The sequence below is a fragment of the Thermostilla marina genome (assembly GCF_054657455.1).
The window spans coordinates 1,412,034-1,437,317 of the sequence record NZ_BAAHYR010000001.1; the positions used below are offsets into that span (position 1 = coordinate 1,412,034).

Sequence of the window (25,284 nt, forward strand, 5' to 3'; positions counted from 1 at the left end):
GTGAAGGCCGTGAAGGAAAAGTGCCGCTACGGCGAACCCGTCGCGTCGGACGAAACGCCTTCGGACAACTCTTTTTGCAGCTCCGGCAGGGTGGTTGCCAAGAAATCCTTAAGCGGGAAGTCCTCGGGCATCGGTTTGCCCAACCGAACCAGCAACATTTGATAGTGCTGAATCGTTTCGGCGATTTCGGCTGCCGCCAACCGGTCCGACAATCGCAGGAGGCTGGGGTATTCGTCCAACAACGCCCGCAGTTCGGTTACTGCGTTTTCCAATTGCTTGCGAGCTTCCGCCAGCGATTCCTCGGAATCGGATTGAACGAGGATACTGTTTGCCCGTACCTTGGCCAACTTGGCTTCGAGCATGTGCGGCGAATGGACGACTTGCGTGTGGATGAAGCTTTCCAGCTTGAACTCTTGCGGGAAGAATTGTCCCTCACGCGCCAGAATGTCGTCGTAGTGCTCGATGTAGCCGTTCAGTTCGTCGACGGTCACCGGATCGGCGAGCAGTTGCAACGCAGGAACGGCATCGAGTACTTCATACCAGCGGTCGAAGCCTTCTTCGTAAGCGGTCTTCGCCCGGGCGAAATCGTTCGCAGCGTAGGCGGTTTCGGCCTTGAGCATGACCTCGCGCGCGTCGCGGTAAAGCGGCATCCAAACGACCTTTTCCCGCAGGATCGGCGCCAGCGGATAATCGGGCGGGAAGACTTCGTCGATGGCTTCGAGAATCTTGACGCCGCGGTTGGTGAATTCGGCCATTTCGTCGGCCCAACTCGAGTCATGCAGCAGATCGGCGTCGGTGAAGTTGTCGATAACCGCCTTCCAGTGGTCGGCCGCCCGGAAGAAATGTTCCTTCGCACGATACGGTTCGTTGCCGATGTACGCTTGTCGGGCGAGATACAGTTCCTCTCGCGCGGCGATGGCGTCGTTGGTTTGTTCCACGGCCGCTTTGAGCTTCCACGAGTTGTACGCCACGATGCTGCGTTCCAACTCGATCAGCTCGGCGATTCGTTCCAGGTCCTGCGCCTTTTGGGCCAGTTCCAGGGCTTGTTCCCGCTTTTTCGCATCCTTGATGCGACGGGCGACCTGTTCGTGCGTCACTTTGATCTTGCGTTCGGCCTCGTAAGCGGCTTCGGCTTGCGCCTCGGTCCGCTGAGCAGGTGGGATCGACAAGGCGAGCTTTTCGGCGGGCGAAAGCTGTGCCTTACGTTCTTCGATCATCGACTCGCGGAGTCCCGGTTCCAACGCGTCGATTTGTGCCGCCAAATCGGCGATTTCGCGTAGGATGCGTTCTTTGTCGTCAAGGCGAATGGTTTCTTGCTCGCGTCCGGCGGTGAACTCGCGTCGGCCGTAGTCTTCGACCCAGTCGGAGTAGGCCGTTTTCCAGGCCCAGCGGGCCTTGTCGCCGAAGGTCCCTTCTTCTTCGATCACCTTGGCGTAGTTCATTTGGGCCATGGGGCGGTTCTTGTAGAACACCAGCGGTCCCGCCCGCAGGAAAGCGCCTTCGTCGACGATCTTCTCTGATTTGGCGAACCAATCTTTGCCCACCAGCCAATTGTCGCGCGGCGGTTCACCATGGTGGACGTTGTACGGGTCTTCGGGATCGGTGAACAACCGTCGAAATTCCTTCTTTTCGTCGGCGTTGCCGATCTTGTAGGCGTAGGTCCAGCCGACGTCTCGATAAATGAGCGGTTCCTTTTCGTTGTAGCGAATTCCTTCGCGCAAGAATTCGGCCCCGCGAATGACCCAACGGAACCGTTCGCGGTAGTCGTCGAATTCGACCGAGTAGTTGTACGAGATGTCCCAGCCCAAGAATCGCCAAACGGCCACGAAGTGCGGTTCCAAGAGCATCAACTGGTTGATCGTGGCCATCGCGTTGGCCCAGTCTTTTTTCTTCTTGAAGTTTTGGGCTTTCAGCCACAAGACATTCACGGCCACGCCGCGCAGACCGAAGGTAGCCAACTTGGCACCTTCGCTGGCCGGGTCGAGCTTGCCGAGTTGACTTTCGGAAAGCCCTTCCTTTGCCCGCATTTGCGTGATGAGACCGCCGGGCGAGCCCTTGTGCCCCGGACGTGCTTGGGTCGAGGGTAACGCCAAGAAAGCCACCAAGCCGAGCATCAGCCCGATCAACACGAGGTAAACGATAATGCGGCTGAATACCTGTTGGCGCGTCCTCATGCCGCCACCTCTCGCGTTCTCATGAAGAAGTAACCGACCAACAACAGCACGACGGAAAAGGCGACGATCGTGGTGATGTCGACGGCGATGATGTTGCCCGGGATGTTGTATCCGTAGGCGACGAAGTCACCGAGCCCGAACCGCGGCAAGGGGGGAATCACGTGCGAAAGCTGAAGTAACCACCACTCCAAGGCGCGGTCGAGCGCTTTGGCCAGGTTCACGCCGGGCGAGTCGGCCAGGTCGGAAACCATGTTGGCCTGAGTCACGATGCGGATCAGCGATTCGACCGGGCCGCCGCCGTATTTCGGGTGCATGCCGATTTCGACCAGGAAATCATGGAACAAACCGCCGATCATGACGCCGCTGGTCGCCAGGATGGCGATCGGCGCCGACAGGAACGTGCTGAACATCACGCCGAATCCGATGATCAACGTCATCTGGAACCAGATTCCGGCGTAGCCCTTGATGAAATTCAGCCAGAAGGGGCGATCGCCCACACGAAGGTACAAGTCGGCCTGCGCAGCACCGAAATACTGTCCCGATTCGAGACATCGCAACCAGATTTCGACCTTTCCGTCGGATGAGACGAGATCTTCCATCAGGTCGAATTCGGTCTTTTGCGCCGACGACAAGTCGACCGACTTCGGATCTTGGTACATTTGACCCGTTTTCGGATCGACACCCGTTCGCTGGATGACGCGGGCGCTGGTGAAGTTGCGTCCTTCGTCGTTTTGGACGAACTTCTTCGGGATGGCCGTTTCGTAGATTTGGAATTCTTTGGCCTCGAAGGCGGGCATTTCCACGGTCAAGCCGGTTTCGGGATTGCGGACCGCCAAGCTTCCCATCACCCCGCGATCGATCCGGCCTTTGTGCGTGCGGAAAATGCTGATGTTCATCTCCACCGGGATCGCGTCCCCGGGGAAGTTTCGACTCCGCATGTTGTCGAAGGTCCAGATGATGGCACCTTCGGTACCGCCTTCGATGTAGCTGCGGTATTCCCACTCTTCACCGACGCTGAGGCCCTTCTTTTGGTCGGTGCCTTGTCGGCCGCGGAAAGAAATGTCGCCGTACAAGGGGACGCGTGCAACGAGCTGGTTCCGCGGTCCGCTGACCACGTAACGTCCGTCGTCGGTGACCGTCACCACGTGGGTATGTCCCGCGGCCGAATCGACCACGGCGTTACCGTCGGCATCGATGTATACACGATGCTTGTGGCCTCGCGTTTCTTGCGTGTAACCTTCCAACGCCTGCGTGTCGCCGTCGACCGGATGGAGATCGTCGGCGGTCAAGACGTGCGTATGCTGTAGTCCCTGAAGGACGAAGAGGTAACTGACCGTGCCCATCAGGGCCAACAAGACCGTGCCGACCGCCACAAAACCGAGGAAGCGGCCGAGGACCAATTCCGACATCCGCAAGGGTTTCGTGACGACGGTATAAATCGTATGTCGCCGGATGTCGTTGGGGATGCTGAAGACGGTCAACAGCAGCATCAACAAGAGGATCAAGTACGATGTCGTCGAGAAGACGAAATTCAAATACAAGCGGGCGGGCTCACTGCTTTTGGGGTCCAAGAACCACCCGGCAAACAAGAGAATCGCCGCAAACAGTAAGAAAACGAGGAGAACCCAGTTGCGCAGCGATTCGAGGGCGACCAAGCGCACGACCGCTCCTACCCGTCGCGGCGAGATGAATGCCACATCCTCGACGGCATCGCGCAGGATCGACACGATGCGCATCGTTCCGGCTCGGACGTTCCCGGATCGGTACAACGTCGCCCAAATCCAGCCGGTGATCAGCATGAAGCCGAACACGGCCAGGATTGCGCCGCCGCAGTGGAGCAACGCTTGAGGCAACCACGGTAGAAAGTCGGGAATACTATGTTCGATCGGCATTTTCCGAGCTTCTCCCATGGACACGTCGACCGGGATGGGCCTCGCTTTCCCGGATGATCGTCAGGAACAACTCCTCGAGCGTGGTCGAGGGATTGCCCCACGCGAGGACCGGCACGTCGTGTTTTTCGAGGACCGCCTTGATTTCCGCTTCGACTTCGGGCGACAGTTGCGGCGTGCGAATCTCGGTGACGTCGCGTTGCGCCAAAAGACTGTCGACGCGGCCCAATTCTTTCAATTCGCCCTGGAACAGGATGCCGATGCGGTCGCAGACATCTTGCACATCGGCCAAAAGATGGCTGCACAAAATGATCGTTTTCCCTTGATCCCGCAGCTTGAGGATCAAGTCTTTCATCTTGCGCGTGCCGATGGGATCCAGCCCCGAAGTCGGCTCGTCGAGCAGGATCAATTCGGGATCGTTGATAAGCGCCTGGGCCAACCCGATACGGCGGGCCATCCCTTTGGAGTATTCTTTGAGCGCCCGTCGCTTGGCCCACGTGAGCTCGACCATCTCGATCAGGTCGGCCACCCGCTGGCGACGAACGGCATGCGGAATCTTGAACAATCGGCCGTAAAAGTCGAGGATCTCTTCCGCGTTCAGAAAGCGATATAGGTACGACTCTTCAGGCAAATAGCCGATCCGCTCGTTCTTGCGGACATCCGAAGCCGGCTTCCCGAAGACGAACACGTCGCCGCTGGTGGGGAACAACAGTCCCAAGAGCAATTTCATGGTGGTCGTCTTGCCCGAGCCGTTCGGCCCCAACAGCCCGAACACCTCCCCGCGGTAGATTTCGAGATCGAGAGCCTTCAATGCACGGACTTTTTGGCGGCCCCAAAAATCTCGGTAAACCTTCGTCAGGCCCCGAGTTTCGACGACCACTTCTTTCGCTTGAGCCGTTGCCATGCCGTAAACCTCGTGGACTTGGTTTGGTCGCGAAGTGCGCGGTTTCGATCACGTACTTTCGGCATCCCTCTGTTGAGGGGGTGACGCTTCGCGAATGTGCTCCGTGTGTGACTCGCTACGGGGATGACCGCGGATCGGTTCGAGAGGATCTGTGTCCTCTCAACTTGTCTGTACTGCGATACTTGCGCACATTCAAGTCACCCCGACACCGTCGAATACGACGTATCGGCAAGAGCAGCCGAAGCCGTCGCCGGCCGATGCACCACGGTCGTGCGGCACCAACGGCACCGCAGCAGCTCCCGAAGACGAGTTCTCCGACCGGTTCACCGAAAAGGCGGGATGCTGTGCGAGGAACCGGCAGCATCGACGCGCTAGCACGCGAACCGGTGGGAAACTTCATCCTACTCCCCCGTCGCGTGTGGTTCCAGCAGAATGCAACAGTGGGCAGACCTCTCGCACGAGAAAACGACGCGTGGGATGGCCGATTGGGCAAGATATGCGGATTAAAACGACGAAAAGCGCCCTCGGCAGGGCCGAATCCCGTTGTTTCCAAGCCGTGGATCCTGGCCACGCCGAGTCGGTCGCTTCCCCGATGTGCGTTGTCCTCGGTCGTGACCATGTAAAGGGCGTGCAACCGCCGGGGTTCCGAACTATCGTGTTCCTTTGGTCATGATCGGTCGGAAGCCTCGCGAAGGCTCCAAAGTCGCGGTTGTCAAAAGCGACGGCCGTAGGAAAGGGATGTGTTCACCGCCGCGCCGGGTGACGGAAACTCCGGTTCGGTGGTGTGTTTCGAAAGGAGAGTGACGATGCGATCGACGGTGCAACGACGGGTGATCTGGGCCCTTCTGACCGTGGTGATGTTGGGGGCGTGCGAAGCCGCGCGTGCGGAGGCACGTTTCCCCGTGGAGCGGCTGCAAGGGTTCGTCGTCCAATTGGGATACGACGGCGGTCGATCGGCGGCGGCTGCGGCTTCGCGGCCGGGCGTGCTGCTTCAGATCGTCGAGCAACCCGACGCGTGCGAAAAGGCAAGGCAAGATCTTCTCGCGAAAGGGTTGTACGGCCGAGTGACCGTCGTGGCGGGGGCGTCGAATCGGCTTCCCTATGCCGACGGCGTCGTCAACGTCGTGATGGCTTCGGCGTCGTGGAGCACGGCGGTTTCCCAAGCCGAGATCGAACGGATTCTCGCCCCGCGGGGCCTGTTGTTGAAAGAAAAGGCGGGCGATTGGGAGGTCGTTTTCGAAAAACCGGTTCCCCAAGCGATCGACGAATGGACTCACTACCTGCATGATCCGACCAATCGCAAGGTGGCCCAAGATCACGTGGTCGATTCGCCTCGGACGCTGAAATGGAAAGCGGGGCCGGAAAAATCCCGTCACCACGATCATTTGACCAGCCTGAATGCAATGGTGACCGCCGGCGGCCGGTTGTTCTACATCTTCGACGAGGGTTCCCGGGCATCCATTCTCCTGCCCCCGGATTGGAAATTGATCGCCCGCGATGCCTTCAGCGGTGTGCGATTGTGGGAACGCAAGATCGACCAATGGGCGCCGAATCTATGGCCGCTGAAAAGCATGCCGGCAACGTTGCCGCGGCGATTGGTTGCCGTCGGTGACGCAGTTTATGTCACGTTGGGGATCGAGGCGCCGGTCGAACAACTCGATGCGGCAAGCGGTGAGACGGTCCGTACCTTCGTCGGCTCGGAGCGGACGGAAGAGATCCTCGTCGAGGGCGACACTTTGCTGGCGATCCGGTTGACGGGGAAGAGTCCCTACGAAGACACCGACGAAGAAAAATGGGAATTCGTCGATTACCGCGTCACGAAGTTCCCCTATTTGGCGAAACTCGCCGACAGCGTCATGTCGCCGTTGTGGCTGCACGCGGACCGGCGGCTGGTGGTCTACGATCGCGATTCGGGGGAGGAACGCTGGCATCTCGACGGACATTTTGCACCGTTGAGCCTGGCGACCGACGGCAAGCGAGTCTACTTCCACGACGGCGAGTGCATCGTGGCTTGCGACCTGGCTACCGGGAAACAACTGTGGCGAAGCGAGCCTGTGCCCGTTTGGCAAGAGTTTCACGGTTGGTTCGGCGCATCGTTGGTCGTGTACGACGACGTCGTCGTGTTTGCCGGGGGCGAAAACATGGATTGGGCGGCGCCCGGGATCAAGACGGGGGCCGACGATACGATGACGGCGTTTTCGGCGATCGACGGTCGAAAACTGTGGACGGCGGCCCATCCGCCTTCCGGCTATCGGAGTCCCGAAGACTTGATCATCGCCCAAGGCTTGGTGTGGGCCCCGCACTCGACGAAGACGTCGGCTGCCATCCTGCGCGGCTTGGATTTGCACACCGGCGAGGTCGTGCGGGAATTTCCCGTCGATTACCAGCACGGGTTCCATCATCGTTGTTATCCCGGTAAAGCGACCGAAGATTATCTGTTGCTTTCCAAGGTGGGGATCAACGTCATCAGCTATACCGGCGACAAGATCGACAACAACCATTGGATCCGCAGCGCGTGCGGGTACGGCTTCATGCCCGCCAACGGCATGATTTATATCGCCCCCGACCCGTGCAATTGCTTCCCCGAGGCCAAGCCGAACGGCTTCGCAGCGTTGGCACCGGCGGTCGACCGCACGAAGCTCGTGTTCCGAGACGATTTCGAACCGGGGCCGGCATACGAGGCCGTCCGTGGTGCCGAGGTGCAAGGCGTGCCTGCCGAGGAATGGGCTACCTTCCGGCACGATGCGGAACGCAGCGGTGCGACCGAGAGCACGCTCGGCGATGCCCCGAAAACTGTTTGGCGGACGCCGTTGGGCAAGAAATTGTCGACGCCCGTCGTCGCCGGAGGACGCGTGTTTACTGCCGTGCTCGATCGCTGCGCGGTGGCGGCGCTCGATGCGCAAAGCGGTAAACTGTTGTGGGAAAAGGCGGTCGGCGGATGCGTCGATTCGTCGCCGACCATCGTCCGCCTCGCCAAGGACGGAAAAACGATCGACCTGGCGATCTTCGGGGCGACCGACGGCTGGTTGTACTGCCTGATTGCCGAAGACGGGACGCTCGTGTGGCGGCGGCGTTTGGCACCGACCGACGAACAGATCGTTGCTTATGACCGGCCTGAGTCCGTCTGGCCGGTGCACGGCGCTGTCTTGGTGCACGACGGTTTGGTGTACGCCGCGGCGGGCCGGACGGCCTTCATCGACGACGGCGTGTTCTTGTACGCCGTCGATCCGGTTTCGGGCGATGTGCGCGTGCGGGAGAACCGCGACAGCGACGATCAGGCGTTGTCGGGCTTGAACACCAAAGCGGCAAAGCCCGAGATCTTCTCGGCCAAGGGGGACCGATTGTACATGCGGTCGCTGACCTTGGATACCTCGCTGCGGGAAGCCGACGGCGCGCAGCGGCATATCTTCGCGCCCAACGGCTTGCTCGACGACAGTTGGTTCCATCGGGCCTTTTGGGTGTACGGAACCGGATTCGCCGGAGGTCCCGGCGGTTTTGGTTCCACCGGCAATCAGAATCCTTCCGGCCGCATCATGGTCGTCGACGACGATATCGTCTACGGTTTCGGACGAACGCAATACGGATGGGGATCGGCGTTCCTGTACCGCCTGTATGCCGTCAAGGTGGTCGAGGCGAATGAGGCTTCGTCCGGAAAACGCGGCAAGAAGCCCCAAGACAAGTTCGAACAGCTGTGGGCGGTCGATTCGCCGATCTTCGTGCGGGCGATGGTCAAGGCCGGCGATACGATTCTGATTGCCGGTCCGAAACGGCTGTACGACGATCCGGCCGTGTTCGAACAATTGCCGTCGTCGGTTGCCGGGGAAAAGATCAAGGAGCAATTTGAGCTTCTGCACGGCGGTGCCGAATTGTACGCCGTCTCGGCGGCCGACGGTTCGGTGCTGTGGAGTCAAACGCTCGATTGGAGACCGGCCTGGGACGGTCTGATCGTTTCCGGAAACCGTGCATTCGTCGCTTGTGAAGACGGCACGATCCGCTGCCTTCAGTAGCGAAGGCTCGTGACGGAGCAACGCTTCTTGCGGCGACAAAAGCGGCTGATGAGCGGCAAAGACGCTTCGGAATCGGCGATCCGCGGGGCATGGCGAAGACGGCCGAACCCGGTAAAATGAAGGTTTGGCTCGTTCGAAGCGGGAAGCCCTGGGGACCACGATTCCGGAGATTTGTCGCATGGCCGTGCCGCAAGTCGTCATCGTCGGCCGACCGAATGTCGGCAAATCGAGCATCTTGAATTGGTTGGCGGGCGAACGATTGTCGGTCGTCGATGCCAAAGCCGGCGTTACGCGCGACCGGGTCACCAGCCTCGTTCAGATCGGAAAGCGATACGTCGAGTTGGTCGATACGGGCGGTATCGGGATCGTCGACGCCGATAATTTGAGCGAACACGTCGAGCGGCAAATCGAAATCGCCTTGCACACGGCCGACGTGTTGTTGTTCGTCGTCGATACGAAGACCGGCGTCACCCCGCTGGACGAACAAGTCGCGCAAAAGTTGCGGCGGTTGAAATGCCCCATCTTATGCGTGGCGAACAAGACGGACGCACCTTCATGGGATCCTGCTGCAGCCGAGTTCGAACGATTCGGTTGGCCGGTGGTGGGGGTCAGTGCGCAGCAGAGACGCGGCGAGTACGAGTTGCTCCAAGAAATCGTCGAGCGTCTACCACCGGTCGATGACGAAGCGGCGCCCGAAGATCCCGTCATGAAGGTGGCGATTGTGGGACGGCGCAATGCCGGTAAGAGCACCTTCATCAACACCTTGGCACAAGAGGAACGGATGATCGTTTCCGAAGTGCCGGGTACGACTCGCGACAGCGTCGACGTGCGGTTCGAACTCGACGGTGTTCCCCTGATCGCCATCGACACGCCGGGGTTGCGACGGCGAAAGAGCATTCAGGATTCGGCCGAATTCTACAGCATGCAGCGGGCGGAACGCAGTATCCGCCGGGCCGACGTCGTCTTGCACTTCTTCGATGCGTCGCAAGAAATCAGTCGTGTCGACAAGCAGTTGGCCACGATGGTGCACAAACAGTTCAAGCCCTGTATTTTCGTGGTCAACAAATGGGACTTGGTGGCCGACAAGGCCGACACGATCGACTGGGCCGACTACCTGCACGATACGTTTCGAAACATGCGCCATGCCCCGGTGGCGATCATCACGGGAAAGACCGGAAAAAACGTCAAACGGCTGATCAACCATGCCCAGATGTTGTTCAAGCAGGCGCGCAGCCGCATGGCGACCGGGCCGTTGAACCGCGCCGTTCGAGAGGCGCTGCGTCGGAATCCGCCGCCGTTGTATTACCACCGGCGAGTGAAGATCTACTACACCGTGCAAGTCGCCGTGGCGCCGCCGACGTTGGTATTCTTCTGCAACAACGCGGACGCGATCTCACCGACGTATCAACGTTACCTCGCGAATTTCCTGAGAGATTTCGTGCCGTATCCCGAGGTGCCCATCCGGATGTTCTTCCGCAAACGCGACAGCGAATCCGGATACCGCAAGGATCGATCCCTCGAGGAATTGGACGAGGCCGAAGTGGACGCGATCGGCGAGGAATGAGTCTCGATATCGACAGGCCTGAGGCTCGAGTACGATCGACTATTCGCGGAAGCGGTAGCCCACGCCGCGGACCGTTTCAACGTATTTTCCGGCCTCTCCCAATTTGCGACGCAAACCGACGATCTGTACGTCGACCGAGCGGTCGGTGACGACGTTTTCTTCACCGTGGACCGCATCGGCGATTTGGCTGCGGGTGAACACCCAGCCGGGACGCCGCGCCAAGAAATGCAGGACGCGAAACTCGGTGGGGGTGAGCGCGACCGGCTTTCCTGCGACGGTGACTTCATGTCGCCCCGGATGGATCACGATGTCGTGAACGCTCAACGGCCCCTCGCCGTCGGTCGGTTCACTGTGGACGCGTCGCAGTACCGATCGGATGCGGGCAATGAGGACCCGCAGACTGAACGGCTTGGGCACGTAGTCGTCGGCGCCCAACTCCAAGCCGGCTACGATGTCGGCTTCTTCCCCCTTGGCGGTCAGCATGATCACCGGAGCCGATTGCGTGTCGGGATCGGCCTTGAGACGCCGACAAACGGTCAAGCCGTCGATTCCCGGCAACATTAGGTCGAGCAAGATCAGGTCGACGACGTGTTCCCGCAATAAGCGAAAGGCCTCTTCGCCCGATCCGGCGACCAACGGTTGGTAGCCCTCTTTGGCCAGGTTGTAACGCAAGAGTTCCTGGATTTCGACTTCGTCTTCGACCAGCAAGATCGTTTCGCGTGCCATTGTTCCGGACGAATTTGGTGAAAAGAAGGGTCACACGCGACCCCGTTCGGACCATTGCGACCGAACGTTGCGTGCCCTGAACCGGTCGCTCGCATGTGCGCGCCCCGGCTTACCGCACCCGGTGAAACAGGGGCACAGGCTGAACGATTCGTAATCGTGTGGATGTCACTAACGGCCGAAGACGATCAGTCGCCGATCTCGAACACCGCCTCGATCTCGACCGCAGCGTTCAACGGCAGTGTGCCGACCCCGAAGGCGCTGCGGGCGGCGATTCCCGCCTCGGGACCGAAGACCTCGGCGAACAAGCTGCTGCATCCGTTGATGACCGCCGGTTGCGCGTGAAAGTCGGGAGCCGATTGGACGAGGCCCAACGTCTTGACCAGGCGAACGACACGATCGAGGCTACCCAGTGCGCTCCGCACGGACGCCAAGATTCCCAACCCGGCTCGAACGGCTGCTTCGACGCCTTCGGCTTCCGACAATTCCGCTCCGACGCGCCCGGTGATCAACGTGCCGTCGGCGGCCATAGGCAAATGTCCCGCGGTGAACAACAGGTTGCCCGAGATCGTCACGGGACGATACAGGCCTTTCGGTTCGGCTGCGGGAGGTAGTTCCAGCCCGCGCTTTTGCAGTACCGCATGCAGGTCGGCTTCGAAACCCATGTGACTTCCTGTTCGAATGCGATCGGGAACGGACGAGGCTCAGTCGATAATCTTCGACACCGGAATCTCGACGATGCCGCGTGCGCCGGCCGCCTTCAGCTTTGGGATGATGTGCCGGACGGTCGATTCGTCGATGATCGTCGTGACCGAGGCCCACTTGCCGTCGGCGAGATCGGCCACCGTGGGATTTTGCAGGGCGGGCAAGATTCGGACGACGTCGTCCAACTTGTCCTTGGGAACGTTCATCATGATGCTCACTTTGCCCTCGGCGGCCATCGCCCCGTTGAGCATCAACGCGATGTCGTCGATCTTGGATTTTTTCCACGCATCTTGGTACGCCTGCTTGTTGGCGATAAAGCGTGGTGTACTCGTGAGCACCTCGGCCAAGATCCGCAAGTTGTTCGCCCGCAAGGAACTTCCCGTCTCGGTGACCTCGACGATCGCATCGGCGAGCTTCGGCGGCTTGACTTCGGTCGCCCCCCAACTGAATTCGACTTTGGCCTCGACACCGTGTTCCCGCAAGAAGCGAGTCGTGATGCCGACGGCTTCGGTCGCGATCCGCTTGCCTTGCAAGTCTTGGACCGACTGGATTTCGGAACCTTCGGGCACGCACAATACCCAGCGCACCGGACGGCGACTGACCTTCGAGAAGACCAGCTCGGTAACTTCGATCACGTCGGCGCCGGTTTCGACGATCCAGTCGTAACCGGTCAGACCGGCATCGAGAACGCCGTCCTCGACATAGCGGGCCATCTCTTGCGCCCGAATGAGCATGCACTCGATCTCATCGTCGTCGATCGATGGATAGTAACTTCGCGATGCGTACGTGATCTTGTATCCGGCGCGGCGGAACAATTCGGCGGTGGCTTCTTGGAGACTTCCGGCCGGGATTCCCAAACGCAAGACATTTCCCATGGGACTCGATTCTCCCGATTGTGAACTCGAGGTTGGTTCGCTGTGGTTGGACCTATTGCATGCGGATCGGCGGGCGGTTGCCGCTCATTTCTTTCCGTACACCTGGTCCGGATCGAATACGCGTGTGCCGACGGTTTCAAGGCCATCGGGCGTTACCTTGCGGTAGAAGCAGGAACGGAAGCCGGTATGGCATGCGGCGTCGCCGATCTGTTCGACCTTGAGCAGGATCGTGTCGGCATCGCAATCCAGGTAGATTTCGTGAACTTTTTGGACATTGCCGCTTTCTTCACCTTTGCGCCACAGCTTGTTGCGGCTACGGCTGTAATAGACGGCACGACCGGTTTCGAGCGTTTCGCGGTAGCTCTCGGGGTTCATGTAGGCCATCATGAGGACCTCGCCGGTCTTGTAATCTTGCGCGATCGCCGGCAAGAGGCCGCCGCCCTTTTCAAAGTTGGGTCCCTGCGACTGATTCTCACTACTCACTTGCGATTGTCTCCTGCAGCATCGTTCCGGTCGGCTGTTCCGACGCGTGTGTACCCAAGGATCATCTCTTTACTGATTGGAAAGGTATTATTTTACGCCCCCGGCCGACCGGACCATAGTGGGGCGTGATGGCGGCGTGCCGAGGGCAATCGACCGCTGTTCCGGCGGGGCGTATTTCTTACCGGGGCCGACACCCGCCGAGGAAAAAAAGTTCGCTCCCGTGCGTTTCTTTCGGGTCGTTCCTCCTGCTTATCGTGAGGCAACAGCTGCCCGACGGCAACCCGCGGGCTGTTTGTTTTCGGTTAGCGACGTGATCGCCGAAAGAAGGGGGGCACTTAGTGCTTCCGGCAGGGGGGCAGCGGATTGAAAGCACGGCGTTTCGCGCGTCCTTCCCGTTACGAGCGGCGCAACCGTCCTTCGGCACGGCGGAATGGAGCCGTCCCCTTTGTTTCGACGAACAATCAGATGGGGCAGGGTGTGGTCCCTGTGGCGGTCGTTGAACGGCTGTGGTTCTCAAAGGATGTTTCCGCGGTTCGGTGATTCGCGGATCCACATAAACGTGTCTTCGGCGAAAGTGTCCAGTCCGGGATGACGCCGCTTTCGGCGGTGCATCGCGTCGGGACGGGTAGTCGGAGATCAAGACGATTCTGACTCGGGAGCAAGTCCCGATCCGGACGTTTGGCGGAAAAGGAGCGGTTCCTTGGAACGTTCGCTTTCGGTGTTGTTGGTGGTGCGCAATTGTCAACGGACACTTGCGCAGGACGTCGCTGCCTTGACGGAAGTGTTGCCCGATCTGACGGACCGCTGGGAAGTGATCTTGGTCGACGACGGGTCGACCGACGCTACCTGCGAAATCGTCGACGAGTTGTCGCACCGGTATCCGCAGATTCGTTGCTTCCGCTATCGGGAGGAGCACGGTCGGGTGGAGGCGATTCGGGCCGCATTGAGTCGAAGCAGGGGCAAGATCCTGTGTATTCCCGATCCACGCTGTCGCCTTTCGCCCAGCATGCTGGCCCGGATGTGGAAGGCGACGGAGGAATACGATGTCGTCTTGGCCGGTATTCCGAAACAGGAACGCCGCACAGGGACGCCGAGTTTCGGTTACGTGATGATCTATCGTCGTGCGATCGATCCGTTGTTGCCGTACTTGGGCAGCTTGGATCGCTTGCCCACGGCGCTCGACCGACTGGGTTACTCGTGGCGCGATATTGAGGCGACGCTTGCGGCTGCGAAGTCGGGTGAGCCGATCAAACGTCCGCATCTTCTCACGCGCGATTCCCGGCGTGACGTGTCGCAGGGCGATCTTCGGTTGCGTTCCATGCATTGATTGGGCACCAACGGCGCAGGACGACGCTTGCAACCTGGTCGTGGGTGCGTGGTTCAATGCCGCAAAAAGGGGCGGGTGAAAACACTATTGACGCATGTTGCAACCCGCTTTCGGCCGAATATAATGAATGTGCGGTCGGGAGCAGGCTTGTTCGCTCCGGATCGCCGAGCCGTCCGCATTTGCGGCGTGCGGGCGGCGAACCTCATCGAGCCGCAATCGTTCATCGCATTCGGTGATCAGCACCATGCAGCGTCCAGTCGCTCGACCGAGACGAATTTCCCAATCGAGGGAATTGTTCTACACGGTCCCGAACGAGCGGAAAACGGCTGCCCGACAACACATGAGATGATCGACCGGCCCCGTGTTCGGCACGCGGGCCGTTTTTATATGCGTTGCTGGATCAACAGGACGGGGCAGCGTTCGATCCGGCAGGTTTGCCGACAAACGACGTGATTGTCCGTAAAAGGAGACGCGACGCATCGCACCGCAACGAGTTCGGTCATTCCCGGCGAGATCAATGGTAGAACGGTCCGGTACGGCCGTTGGAAGATGCCTGCTCTGATGATTGCTTCTTGAATCTCGGTGGAATGCAAGTAAGTTTGCGGGACGAGAAGGCGACCGAAGAGGGGAAATGTTATCTGAATTGCAATTTTTTGTTTCCCTTCCCTTTTTATGGTTCGGCTCTCTTTCGGTCGATCGGCCTTTTCGAGTCTCCCTCCGACACGCGTCGCCGGCACACGAGGACGTGTCGTCACAAGGCGTGAGCGCATTGGTTTTCAAATCATGGGAGCAGCTCACTCCGATCCGGCAACACGCCGATCGTGTGCGCCGAAGCCGGTGTTCCGACCGTTGGTCGGGTTTTTCGGCTGCGGCGGCCTGCGGATGTCGCGCCCGTCCGGCGATTTCTTTCGGTAGTCTTTGTCGCTTGCGCTCTTGTGGAATCGCCGTTTCGCGCGTGCGCCGACGACAAGACGGCCTGTGAAGAAATCGCGCCGTGTTCCATCACGGTCCTTGCGAAACGTTTCGCAAGGGAAGGAGGCATCCGCCATGAGTATCGTCGATCGTCCCACCGCTCATGTCGACGTGTCGGTCGTGAACCGCACCGCGGGAGTGCAGCGGGGCAAATCGCTTCATCGCTTGGCGAAGGTACGCGAGCTGCAAGGGGTGTCGATTCGGACAATGTCGCGACGTATGGGCGTCGATGCCCGCACCGTTCGTCGCGAGGAAGATCCCGAAAACGATATTCCTTTGAGCGTGCTGTACCGCTGGCAGAAGGCATTGGGGGTGCCGCTGATCGAGCTGTTGGAAGAAACCGATGAGCCGCTCTCGGCGCCCGTCCTCAAACGGGCGAGGATGGTGCGTCTTATGAAGACGGCGATGGCCATCCTCGAACAATCGCGGCAACCGGGGGTCCAACGCCTGGCGCAGAATCTCGTCCAACAATTGGTCGAGATGATGCCCGAGTTGGAGGGCGTCGGTCCTTGGCACAGTGTCGGTCAGCGGCGTTCCCAAAAGGAACTCGGCCGTGCGGCACTTCGTCGGTTCTCGATGAACGGTCGCTGAATTCGGACGGCCGAATTCCGAGCACGCGGTTTTCGACGTAACGACGGTTTCGGGCTGCAAGGGGAGCACGATGCCTGGACTCCCGTTGCGCGATGTCGCACTTGTGAGGGGGGTGATTTGACAGAGGTGCCGACTCCGATCACGATAAAATAAGAATTCCGCAGGACTTCTTTCCCATCTCCCGAGTCGATCGGACGGTCGCAGGACCAGCCGCGATTTTTTCTCGTCGCGCGGGTATCGGGTTTCGGAACACCCGATCTTCCGGCATCCTTGGCGGACGGCCGGATTTTTGTTTGCACGTTTTCGTCAACAGATGGCATCTTGCGCGCACGCGATCGGGGGACCTTTCCTTCGCCGGTGCGTAGTGGGACAATGGGCACCCGGCGGGGGAGCCCACGGGTGCATGTCTGGTTTGGGGGATAGGCGTCATGCGCGTTTGCCGGTTGGTCAAGCGCGCGACTGCAAGTATCGAGGTCGGTTTCCAACGAGGTTACTCATGCCGGTCGATGCCACGCAAGCAAGAGAGTTGTATCGGGAACATCGGGGCGGAACGCCCGCCTGTATCGTGCGCGCTCCCGGACGGGTCAACTTGATCGGAGAGCACACCGACTACAACGACGGTTTTGTATTGCCGATGGCGATCGATCGGGCTGTTTGGATCGCCCTGACGCCGCGGCACGATCGGAAGGTCGTCGCCTACTCGTGCGACTTTTCCCAAGAAGCCGAATTCGACCTCGATGCGATCGAAAAGTCGTCGGTCGGTTGGCTGGAGTACATCAAAGGTGTGGCCTCGGTCTTGCAAGAAGAGGGCTTGTCACTGCAAGGCTGGGAAGGCATCGTTCGTGGTGATGTGCCGGTGGGCGCCGGATTGTCGTCGTCGGCGGCGCTCGAAGTTGCGACGGCTCGGGCATTCGCGGCAATTGGTGATATCGAGTGGGATCCCGTCCGAATGGCGCTTTTGGCGCAGCGGGCCGAAAACCGCTGGGTGGGCGTCAATTGCGGGATCATGGACCAATTGATTTCCGCGGCGGGACGCGAAAATCATGCTCTTTTGATCGATTGCCGTTCGCTCGACTGCCGCCCTGTGCCGCTGTCGCCGGAGGTGCGCGTCGTAATCCTCGACACGGGCACGCGCCGGGGGTTGGCCGATTCGGCGTACAACGAGCGTCGCGATGCGTGTGAACAGGCGGCCGCCCATTTTCAGGTCAAGGCGTTGCGCGACGTGTCCCCGGAAACCTTTGCGGCGCGCGCGAGTGAACTCGATCCGGTCATTCGGCGTCGCGCCCGACACGTGATCTCGGAAAACGATCGCACGCTCCAGGCCGTAGCCGCCATGGAAGCCGGCGACATGGCAACGTTGGGGCGACTGATGTACGAAAGCCACGTCAGCCTGCGCGACGATTACGAGGTCTCCAGTGATGCACTCAACGCGATGGTCGAAATCGCGCGAAAGCAGGCGGCGTGTATCGGCGCCCGCATGACCGGGGCTGGGTTCGGAGGATGCGCCGTCGCCTTAGTCGAGGCCGCCGGAGCCGACGACTTCGCGGAAACCGTGGCGACCGCCTACCGACAAGAGACGGGCAATGAACCGGCCGTATACGTGTGCCGCGCGACGGCCGGCGCCGACGTGGTGACCGACTAGACGCGGAAGAAACATGTCTCTTTTGTGTTCCTGCCGGCCCGTATTCGCAACGCCGACGGTTCGGCGACGCGGCTGCATGCTGCTTTCCTGCCCTCTATCGGGCTGCAATCCCATTGGGGAGGGCCTAAGGTAAAACGTATCCAGCACTGTTTCCCCCAAAACGGCTGGTGCTTGCCCGACTTTCGTTCCTTAAAAATGCGCACATTGAGCAAAGTTTTTGCTTGGAGTGCAGCCTTCTTCGCGTTTTCTGATGTAAAGTTTCTACGTGTCCGTCGCGGCATGGTGTAATTGCATTGCCCCTAAAGAGGGGGCGTGGCGGACGCGTCGCCCGACTGGGCGGCATCTTGGGGTTTTTGGGATTGCATCAGGGGCTTCGGCTGCTTCACCCCAAGGGATGTGGTGGTGAACGGCCTTTAAATCACAGAAAACGCATTCGATGACAGGTCGTAACGTTTCACAACGGAGGGGATTTCCTGCACACTTGGGCGTTCTGATCGGAACGCTGGCGGTCGCGGTTTCGACGTGGGCGGTTTTGCGATTCAGCAGGCAGCAAGAATACCGCAGCGCTTTCTTGCATCGTGCCGAGCGGGTCGCGGCACGCATCGAGCGGCAACTGCCGATGTTGCAGGACGTCGTCGAGTCGGCGTCGTTGGTCTTTTCGGCCAGCCATGAGGTGGAAGCCGACGAATGGGAGATCATGCTTTCACACCTCCACAGCCGGATGGAGCCGGGTATTACCGGGTTGATGTACTGCACCGTCGATCCCGATACCGATGATGTCGAGGTCGTGTATTCGCATCCCGCTCTCGGTCCGCAGGCGCGTCGCCGGTTGGAAAGCTTCTTGGCGGCGAACCGCGAAGCGATCGCTCTTCAGCACCGGCAAGACGACTATCGCGCCGCGATCTTGGAACCGACGGAAGACTGCGGATTTTCGCCCGAAATTCTCACGATCGTGCGTTGTTTGGATCACGCCGATCGAAAGGTGGAAACGCCCCGAGGCGAGTGCCGCCGTTATATCGTCGCCACGCTGGATATGGGGCGAGCCGTCGGTGAGTTGGCCGTGTCGTCGCACGGTTGCTTGATCGACGTTTACGCCGGATCGCCCGACGGGGAGCATCATCGGCTTTGGCCGCCGGCGTTTTCGGATTCACAACAAAGTGGAATTCGGGCGGCCGCGGGGGACGACGACTTGGTTGCCCGCGTGCGGTCGACGTTCGAGGGACATCCCTTCTTTGTGGTTGTTCGTCCCGACGGCATGCTCGACGTGGCGTACCGAACGCCGCAGCCGGAACTCGTCTTTCTGACGATCATGCTCGTGGGGTGCATGTTGGCGGCGACCGTGGAAGGCGTCTATCGCCTGCGGGAAGAGGCTCGCGTGATTCGCGACGATATGTCCAAGACGATCCGCGAGAAAGAAGGGCTGTATCGTGCGGTGTTCGATTCGGCCATGGATGGGATCGTGATCTTGGACAAGCGGCACCGGATCGTCGATATCAATCCGGCGGCGGCTGCCGTCCATGGATACGAGCGCGAAGAGTTGCTCGGACGCCCCATCCGCTGCTTCGTGTCGTCGGCGGTGTATCGCGGATTGGAGCAGGTCGAACGCCGGTTGCAACGTCGGAAAGCCCTCAGGGCACGCATCCAGTCTTGCACGAAAGACGGCCGTTTACGCGATCTGCGCGTCGATGTTTCGCGACTCATACTCGAAGGGACGAACTGCTACTTGATCAATTTCAGCGATTGTACGGCCGAACGGGCCGGCCAGCGACAACTGCGGCGATACACGCAAGCCTTGCGAAAAGCCAACATCGAGTTGACCAAGTCGGCGGCCGAAATCCGCCGTGCAGCGGAAGAGAAGAGCAACTTCCTCGCGCATATCAGCCACGAGTTGCGGTCGCCGCTGACGGCCATCATCGGATACGCTGAAATGATCGACGAGACGCTTTCCGAGGGAGACACTCTCGAAACCTCGGAGTCGATGCCGAAGACGGCCGAGGCCGCGAAGATCATCTATCGCAACGGTGAATACTTGTTGCAATTGATCAACGACTTCCTCGATTTGTCGAAACTCGAAGCGGGACGGCTGAGCGTCGAGCGGATCGCCGTTTCGCCCACGGCCTTGGCCGCCGAGGTGTGCGATTTGTTGCGGGCGCGGGCGGAACGCCGAGGTTTGAAGGTCGAGTTGGACGTAGACGGCCCGATTCCCCGCACGATTCAGACCGACCCGCTACGGTTGCGGCAGATCTTGATCAATCTGGTTGATAATGCGATCAAATTCACCCATCACGGCGGCGTGACGATCACGTTGGCCGTCGAAAACTCGGCGGGCGGCAATCCGCGCATGATGTTCCGCGTAACCGACACCGGGATCGGAATCGCGTCCGAGCAGTTGAAGACGCTGTTTCGTCCCTTCGCCCAAGCCGCCGTTTCGACTTCTCGCAGGTTCGGCGGTACCGGCCTGGGCTTGGCGATCAGTCGTCGTCTGGCAGAGTTGTTGGGCGGCACGATCGAGGTCGAAAGCGAACCGGGGCGGGGATCGACGTTCACCGTCATCGTGGCGACGGGGAGTTTGGACGATGTGCGGTTTCTCTCCCCTGAAGAGGCGTTGGCGACTCGCGGCGGCCTGGTCGGTAACGAGTCGAAAAAACGCTTTGCCCGGCTCAAGGGCCGTGTGCTGCTGGCGGAGGACTCGCCCGACAATCGACGGCTTATTCGCACCGTGCTGCAAAAGGCCGGGCTGGAGGTGGTCGAAGCGACCGACGGACGCAAGGCCGTTGCCTTGGTGGCCGAGAACCGACAGAACCCATTCGATCTGGTGTTGATGGACTTGCAGATGCCGCACTTGAGCGGCATCGAGGCCACGCAACGTATCCGTGCGTTGGCCTACGACATGCCGATCGTGGCCTTGACCGCGACGACCACCGGCGAAATCCGAAGACGTTGTTTCGATGTCGGCTGCAACGATTTCTTGACCAAGCCCATCCGACGTGAGTACCTCTTGGAAAAGGTGGCGCGTTATCTTACGATCGGGAACGGCGAGCCGGTGGCCGGCAGCTTGGGTTGAGCCGGGAGAGGGCGAATCGACGTCGGTCGTATCGAGAGTCGATCGCGATCCGGCGGAACGAAAGCAAGCGGAGTGAATCGAACGTGTCGCAGATCAAACGCATCTTGGTGACGGGCGGCGCCGGATTTCTGGGCTCGCACTTGTGTGAGCGGTTGGTCGAGGCGGGCCACGATGTAATATGCCTCGACAACTTTTTCACCAGTCAAAAGTCGAACGTCGAGCATTTGCTCCAACGGCCCAACTTCGAGTTGATCCGACACGACATCACGCTGCCGATCTTCCTGGAAGTCGACGAAATCTACAACTTGGCTTGCCCTGCGGCGCCGGGCCATTACCAGTACAACCCCATCAAGACGATGAAAACCTCGTTGATGGGCGCCATCAACGTGCTGGGGATGGCCAAACGCTGTCGGGCCCGTGTGCTTCAGGCGTCGACCAGCGAGATTTACGGTGATCCCGAAGTCCATCCGCAACCGGAGTCGTACCGCGGAAACGTCAACCCGATCGGCGTTCGCGCCTGTTACGACGAGGGCAAGCGGGCGGCCGAGACGCTGTTTATGGACTATCATCGTATGAACGGCGTCGAAGTCCGCATCGTGCGAATTTTCAACACGTACGGCCCGCGAATGCATCCGTTCGACGGCCGCGTCGTCTCGAATTTCATTCGCCAAGCGCTCGCCGGGGAAGACATCACGATTTACGGCGACGGCAGCCAGACTCGATCGTTTTGTTACCGGGACGATCTGGTCGAGGGCATCATCCGTATGATGGAGAACGAAAAGGATTTCGTCGGCCCCGTCAATCTGGGAAATCCGGGAGAGTTTACGATCCTCGAGCTGGCCGAACTGGTGATCGAGCTGACCGGTTCGAAATCGAAAATCGTGCACAAGCCGTTGCCGCCGGACGATCCGACCCGGCGCAAGCCCGATATCTCTCTTGCGAAAGACAAGCTCTCGTGGGAACCGAAAACGCCGCTGCGTGAAGGGCTGAGGAAGACGATCGAATGGTTCCGCTCGATCGACATCAGCCATTATCGCCCGCCGACGCCGCGTTACTGAACGCACGAGCAAGCCGTCGTTCAACCGTGCCTACCGGTGTGCGGGGGCTGAAAAAGAAAATCACGGCGAGAACTCCCCCTGGCGGACGGCTTGTGCTATCCTGCTAGGACGTGTTGTCGGACTCCTCCTGATGGTGCGGGCACGTGTCCCTTTTGTGCGCGTGAGGTACCCGTGCCGGAATCGTGCGCTGCGGAGGCAATATCCTATGGCGTCGTGGTACTACGCCAAGAATCAACAGCGTTTCGGGCCGGTGAGCGAGGAAGAGATTCGGCGGATGGTCGCCGACGGCACGCTCTCGGGTACCGATCTGGTGTGGCGCGAGGGAATGCCCCAATGGCAGCCGGTGGCCAGTTTCTCGTTTACGCCGGAACGGCCCACCGGTGCCGCACCGTTTGCGGCCGGACCGCCCAGGTTCGCCGAAGGGAAGACGCCCGCAGAGGATGCGGCAGGGGGCGATGTCGAGGGGCACGGATCGACCCGATCGCCTGCCCCGGAGCAAACCGCGTCGAAGAAATCATCCGGCCTGGGCGATGTTTCGTGGAACGGCGTCGGCGAGAAAGAGCTGCCCATCGTTCGCCGGATGCACGAGGTGTTCGAACAATTGACGACGCAAATTCGGCGTCTGTTCGTGGGGCAGGATGAGCTTGTCGTAGGCACGCTGACGGCGCTCTTTTCGGGCGGTCACGTACTGATCGAAAGTGTTCCCGGCCTGGGGAAGACGTTGTTCGTGCGGACGTTGGGACGCGTGTTGGGATGTCGCTTCGCCCGCATTCAGTTTACGGCCGATTTGATGCCTTCCGACATTACCGGGGCGCCGGTCTTCAACATGAAGACGCAAGAGTTCGAATTTCGCCCCGGCCCGGTCTTCACGAATATCTTGCTGGCCGACGAGATCAACCGATCGCCGGCGAAAACACACGCCGCGCTGTTGGAAGTCATGCAAGAGTACTGCGTGACGGTCGAGGGCCGGACGCATCGGCTCGACCGGCCCTTCGTCGTACTGGCCACGCAGAACCCGATCGAGTCGGAAGGCACCTACAGCTTGCCCGAAGCCCAGCTCGACCGTTTCATGCTGAAGTTGGCCATCGAGTATCCCGACGAAGCCGAAGAAGCGCGCATCTTGATGATGCACGGCGTTCGCGAAGAACTCGACAAACGGCTCGAATCGTTGGAAGTCGTGACCTCACCGGAAGAGATCGTGTCGTTGACCGAGGCGATCGGCGAGGTGTTCGTCGACGCCAAGCTCGTCGACTACATCAACACGCTCGTGCGCAAAACACGCAATTGGCCGACGATTTACATGGGGGCTTCGCCCCGGGCAGGATTGGCCTTGTTGCAAGGTGCGAAGACGTTGGCCGCCTTTCGCGGGCGCAGTTTCGTCGTGCCCGACGACGTCGTCGATCTCGCGTTGCCTGCGCTGCGGCACCGCGTCATTCTCACGCCGGAAGCCGAAGTCGAAGGGTATTCGACCGACGAAGTGTTGAACCGCCTGATTCAGTCGGTGGAGGTGCCGCGGTTGTGACGCCGTTTCTTGCGACGCTGTTGCAGTTGTCGGTGGTCGTCGTGCCGCTCGCGGCGGCGGCGTGGATTTGGCGGATTTATCCGGCCCGCGCTGGCGTGATCGCGGCTTTGTTACCGGCGACGGCCTCGTTTGCGCTGCTGGCGGGCGAGACATGGTGGCCGGTCGTGTGGGCGTGCGACGGGGTGTGGGCCGCGGTCATGCTCGCGAGCCTGTTCGCGCTGCGGGCGACGCCCGGTCCCGAAGTGGAACGTGAGGTCGTGCGAGTCGCCTCGCTGGGAAAACGACACGATGTTCGTCTGGTACTGCTCAACCGATCGCGGCGACGCTTGTCGGTGCAGGTACGCGACGGAGTCGACGCCGTATTGAAGCCGGACATCGACGACTTCAACGAAATCCTGCCGCCGCGATCGCGAGTGATCTTGGAGTACGTGTTGCGACCGGAACGTCGCGGGGCATTCACGCTGGGCCCCGTGCATCTACGGATCCAAGGGCTTGCCGGATTGTGGTTTCGGCAACTCGAATTGCCGGTCGTGAGCGAACTGCACGTGTACCCCGATCTCAAGCAGATCGGCGAATACGCCATTCTGGCCAGACGCGATCGGCTGAACCTGTTGGGCGTGCGTCGGCATCGTCGCGTGGGGCAAGATCACGAATTCGAGCGACTCCGCGACTATACGATCGACGACGATTACCGGCACATCGAATGGAAAGCCACCGCCCGGCGTCGCAAGTTGACCGTCAAAGACTTTCAGAGCAGCCAAAGCCAACAAGTCGTTTTCTTGGTCGACTGCGGACGCATGATGACGAACGAGGACGGCGGGTTGACGCTGCTCGACCATGCATTCAACGCGATGTTGATGCTTTCTTACGTGGCGCTCAACCGACACGACAAGGTCGGGCTGATGTGTTTCTCGGACGAGGTGCACAGTTTCGTGCCGCCCCGATCGGGAATGAAGCAACTGAACCGCTTGTTGCACGCCTCGTTCGATCGCTTTCCTCGAATGGTCGAATCGCGATACGACTTGGCCTTCCAGCAGTTGAATTACCGGGTGCGGAAACGTTCCTTGGTCGTTTTGATTACCAACGTAATCGACGAAGTGAATGCCGAGGCCGTCAAGACGCACCTGAAGCACGTGCACGGCCGACATCTGCCTTTGGGGGTGTTGTTGCGCAATCGCACGCTGTTTGCGCCCGTAGAGCGTTATGTCGAGGAAGGCCGCGACTTGTGGGCGGCAGCCGCTGCGGGCTGGATGTTGGCCTGGCGTGACCAGGTGCTCGTCGATCTCCAGCACCAAGGTGCGCTGGTACTCGACGTCTTCCCGGATGACCTGACGACGGCGCTGGTCAACCGCTATCTCGACATCAAGGCACGCCACCTGTTGTAAGGCGGGAACGAACCGTTCGCATCGAGGGGGCGTTGTGGCGGTCGCTTGGATCGAACACAATCGACGCAAGGTGCATCGTCCAAATAACTCTCACCGGGGAGGATCATCACATGGAATGCAAGAAAGATCGGAACAAGTCGCTCTGCAATTGCTCGTATGATCCCTGTGCCCGCAAGGGGATCTGCTGCGATTGTTTGCAGTACCACTTGCGTTCACGCCAGTTGCCCGCCTGCTGCTTTCCGGCCGAAGCCGAGGCGACTTACGATCGTTCGTTCGAACATTTCGCGCGATTGGTGGGCGAGGGCAAAGTGTGAGAGGGGGCGTGCCCAAAGTACCGCGCAGAGCGCGCCGTGCCCGCTCGTTCAACGATTGGTTCCTGCGCTGCGATCGTGGTAGTTG

17 protein-coding genes are annotated in these 25,284 nt (G+C 60.1%); 10 read left to right on the forward strand and 7 right to left on the reverse strand.

What is annotated here, in order from left to right; all coding sequences use genetic code 11:
* Window positions 1-26 precede the first annotated feature (26 nt).
* Genes ACYQ2I_RS05045 through ACYQ2I_RS05055 form a run of 3 tightly spaced genes read right to left on the reverse strand, consistent with a single transcriptional unit; the run spans window position 27 to window position 4,967 of the window.
* Window positions 27-2,174, reverse strand: a complete 2,148-nt coding sequence (locus ACYQ2I_RS05045; protein WP_460165907.1) for a hypothetical protein — start codon at window positions 2,172-2,174, stop codon at window positions 27-29.
* Window positions 2,171-4,066 (reverse strand): ABC transporter permease, encoded by a 1,896-nt coding sequence (locus ACYQ2I_RS05050; RefSeq protein ID WP_460165908.1) that lies wholly within the window; start codon window positions 4,064-4,066, stop codon window positions 2,171-2,173. The genes ACYQ2I_RS05045 and ACYQ2I_RS05050 overlap by 4 nt, the downstream gene beginning before the upstream one ends.
* Entirely contained in the window at window positions 4,050-4,967 is a 918-nt protein-coding gene (locus ACYQ2I_RS05055) for an ABC transporter ATP-binding protein (RefSeq protein ID WP_460165909.1), read from the reverse strand. The genes ACYQ2I_RS05050 and ACYQ2I_RS05055 overlap by 17 nt, the downstream gene beginning before the upstream one ends.
* A gap of 806 nt (window positions 4,968-5,773) precedes the next feature.
* On the opposite strand from ACYQ2I_RS05055, the gene ACYQ2I_RS05060 reads away from it, so the two are divergent.
* Together ACYQ2I_RS05060 and der are read left to right on the forward strand one after the other, a co-directional pair.
* Window positions 5,774-8,974, forward strand: a complete 3,201-nt coding sequence (locus ACYQ2I_RS05060) for an outer membrane protein assembly factor BamB family protein (RefSeq protein ID WP_460165910.1) — start codon at window positions 5,774-5,776, stop codon at window positions 8,972-8,974.
* A gap of 178 nt (window positions 8,975-9,152) precedes the next feature.
* On the forward strand, window positions 9,153-10,538 hold the full coding sequence (gene der, locus ACYQ2I_RS05065; protein WP_460165911.1) for a ribosome biogenesis GTPase Der: 1,386 nt from the start codon (window positions 9,153-9,155) through the stop codon (window positions 10,536-10,538).
* A gap of 39 nt (window positions 10,539-10,577) precedes the next feature.
* Here the strand turns inward: der and ACYQ2I_RS05070 are convergent, their stop codons facing one another.
* From ACYQ2I_RS05070 to hisI, 4 genes are all read right to left on the reverse strand, one after another.
* Window positions 10,578-11,264, reverse strand: a complete 687-nt coding sequence (locus tag ACYQ2I_RS05070) for a response regulator (RefSeq protein WP_460165912.1) — start codon at window positions 11,262-11,264, stop codon at window positions 10,578-10,580.
* Between the two features lie 185 nt (window positions 11,265-11,449).
* Window positions 11,450-11,926 carry a RidA family protein gene (locus ACYQ2I_RS05075; RefSeq protein WP_460165913.1) on the reverse strand — a complete coding sequence of 159 codons (477 nt, stop codon included), beginning with the start codon at window positions 11,924-11,926 and terminating at the stop codon, window positions 11,450-11,452.
* Window positions 11,927-11,965: 39 nt separating this feature from the next.
* The gene (gene hisG, locus ACYQ2I_RS05080) at window positions 11,966-12,841 is read right to left on the reverse strand and encodes an ATP phosphoribosyltransferase (RefSeq protein ID WP_460165914.1); all 876 of its coding nucleotides are present in this window, start codon (window positions 12,839-12,841) and stop codon (window positions 11,966-11,968) included.
* 84 nt (window positions 12,842-12,925) lie between these two features.
* Entirely contained in the window at window positions 12,926-13,324 is a 399-nt protein-coding gene (hisI, locus tag ACYQ2I_RS05085) for a phosphoribosyl-AMP cyclohydrolase (RefSeq protein ID WP_460165915.1), read from the reverse strand.
* A 700-nt stretch (window positions 13,325-14,024) separates the two neighbouring features.
* Here hisI and ACYQ2I_RS05090 point away from each other — a divergent pair.
* The 8 genes from ACYQ2I_RS05090 (at window position 14,025) to ACYQ2I_RS05125 (ending at window position 25,199) form a co-directional block, all read left to right on the forward strand.
* A complete protein-coding gene (locus tag ACYQ2I_RS05090) occupies window positions 14,025-14,651 on the forward strand; it encodes a glycosyltransferase family 2 protein (RefSeq protein WP_460165916.1) in 627 nt (208 codons plus the stop codon).
* Window positions 14,652-15,698: 1,047 nt separating this feature from the next.
* The gene (locus ACYQ2I_RS05095) at window positions 15,699-16,214 is read left to right on the forward strand and encodes a helix-turn-helix domain-containing protein (RefSeq protein WP_460165917.1); all 516 of its coding nucleotides are present in this window, start codon (window positions 15,699-15,701) and stop codon (window positions 16,212-16,214) included.
* A gap of 496 nt (window positions 16,215-16,710) precedes the next feature.
* A complete protein-coding gene (gene galK / locus ACYQ2I_RS05100) occupies window positions 16,711-17,856 on the forward strand; it encodes a galactokinase (protein WP_460165918.1) in 1,146 nt (381 codons plus the stop codon).
* A gap of 481 nt (window positions 17,857-18,337) precedes the next feature.
* The gene (locus ACYQ2I_RS05105; RefSeq protein ID WP_460165919.1) at window positions 18,338-20,920 is read left to right on the forward strand and encodes a hybrid sensor histidine kinase/response regulator; all 2,583 of its coding nucleotides are present in this window, start codon (window positions 18,338-18,340) and stop codon (window positions 20,918-20,920) included.
* 83 nt (window positions 20,921-21,003) lie between these two features.
* On the forward strand, window positions 21,004-21,978 hold the full coding sequence (locus tag ACYQ2I_RS05110; protein WP_460165920.1) for a UDP-glucuronic acid decarboxylase family protein: 975 nt from the start codon (window positions 21,004-21,006) through the stop codon (window positions 21,976-21,978).
* Window positions 21,979-22,183: 205 nt separating this feature from the next.
* Complete coding sequence (locus tag ACYQ2I_RS05115) at window positions 22,184-23,500, forward strand: AAA family ATPase (protein WP_460165921.1); 1,317 nt, start codon at window positions 22,184-22,186, stop codon at window positions 23,498-23,500.
* Entirely contained in the window at window positions 23,497-24,885 is a 1,389-nt protein-coding gene (locus tag ACYQ2I_RS05120) for a DUF58 domain-containing protein (RefSeq protein ID WP_460165922.1), read from the forward strand. Before ACYQ2I_RS05115 ends, ACYQ2I_RS05120 begins: the two co-directional genes overlap by 4 nt.
* 110 nt (window positions 24,886-24,995) lie before the next feature.
* The gene (locus ACYQ2I_RS05125; RefSeq protein WP_460165923.1) at window positions 24,996-25,199 is read left to right on the forward strand and encodes a DUF6485 family protein; all 204 of its coding nucleotides are present in this window, start codon (window positions 24,996-24,998) and stop codon (window positions 25,197-25,199) included.
* The last annotated feature ends 85 nt before the right edge of the window (window positions 25,200-25,284 follow it).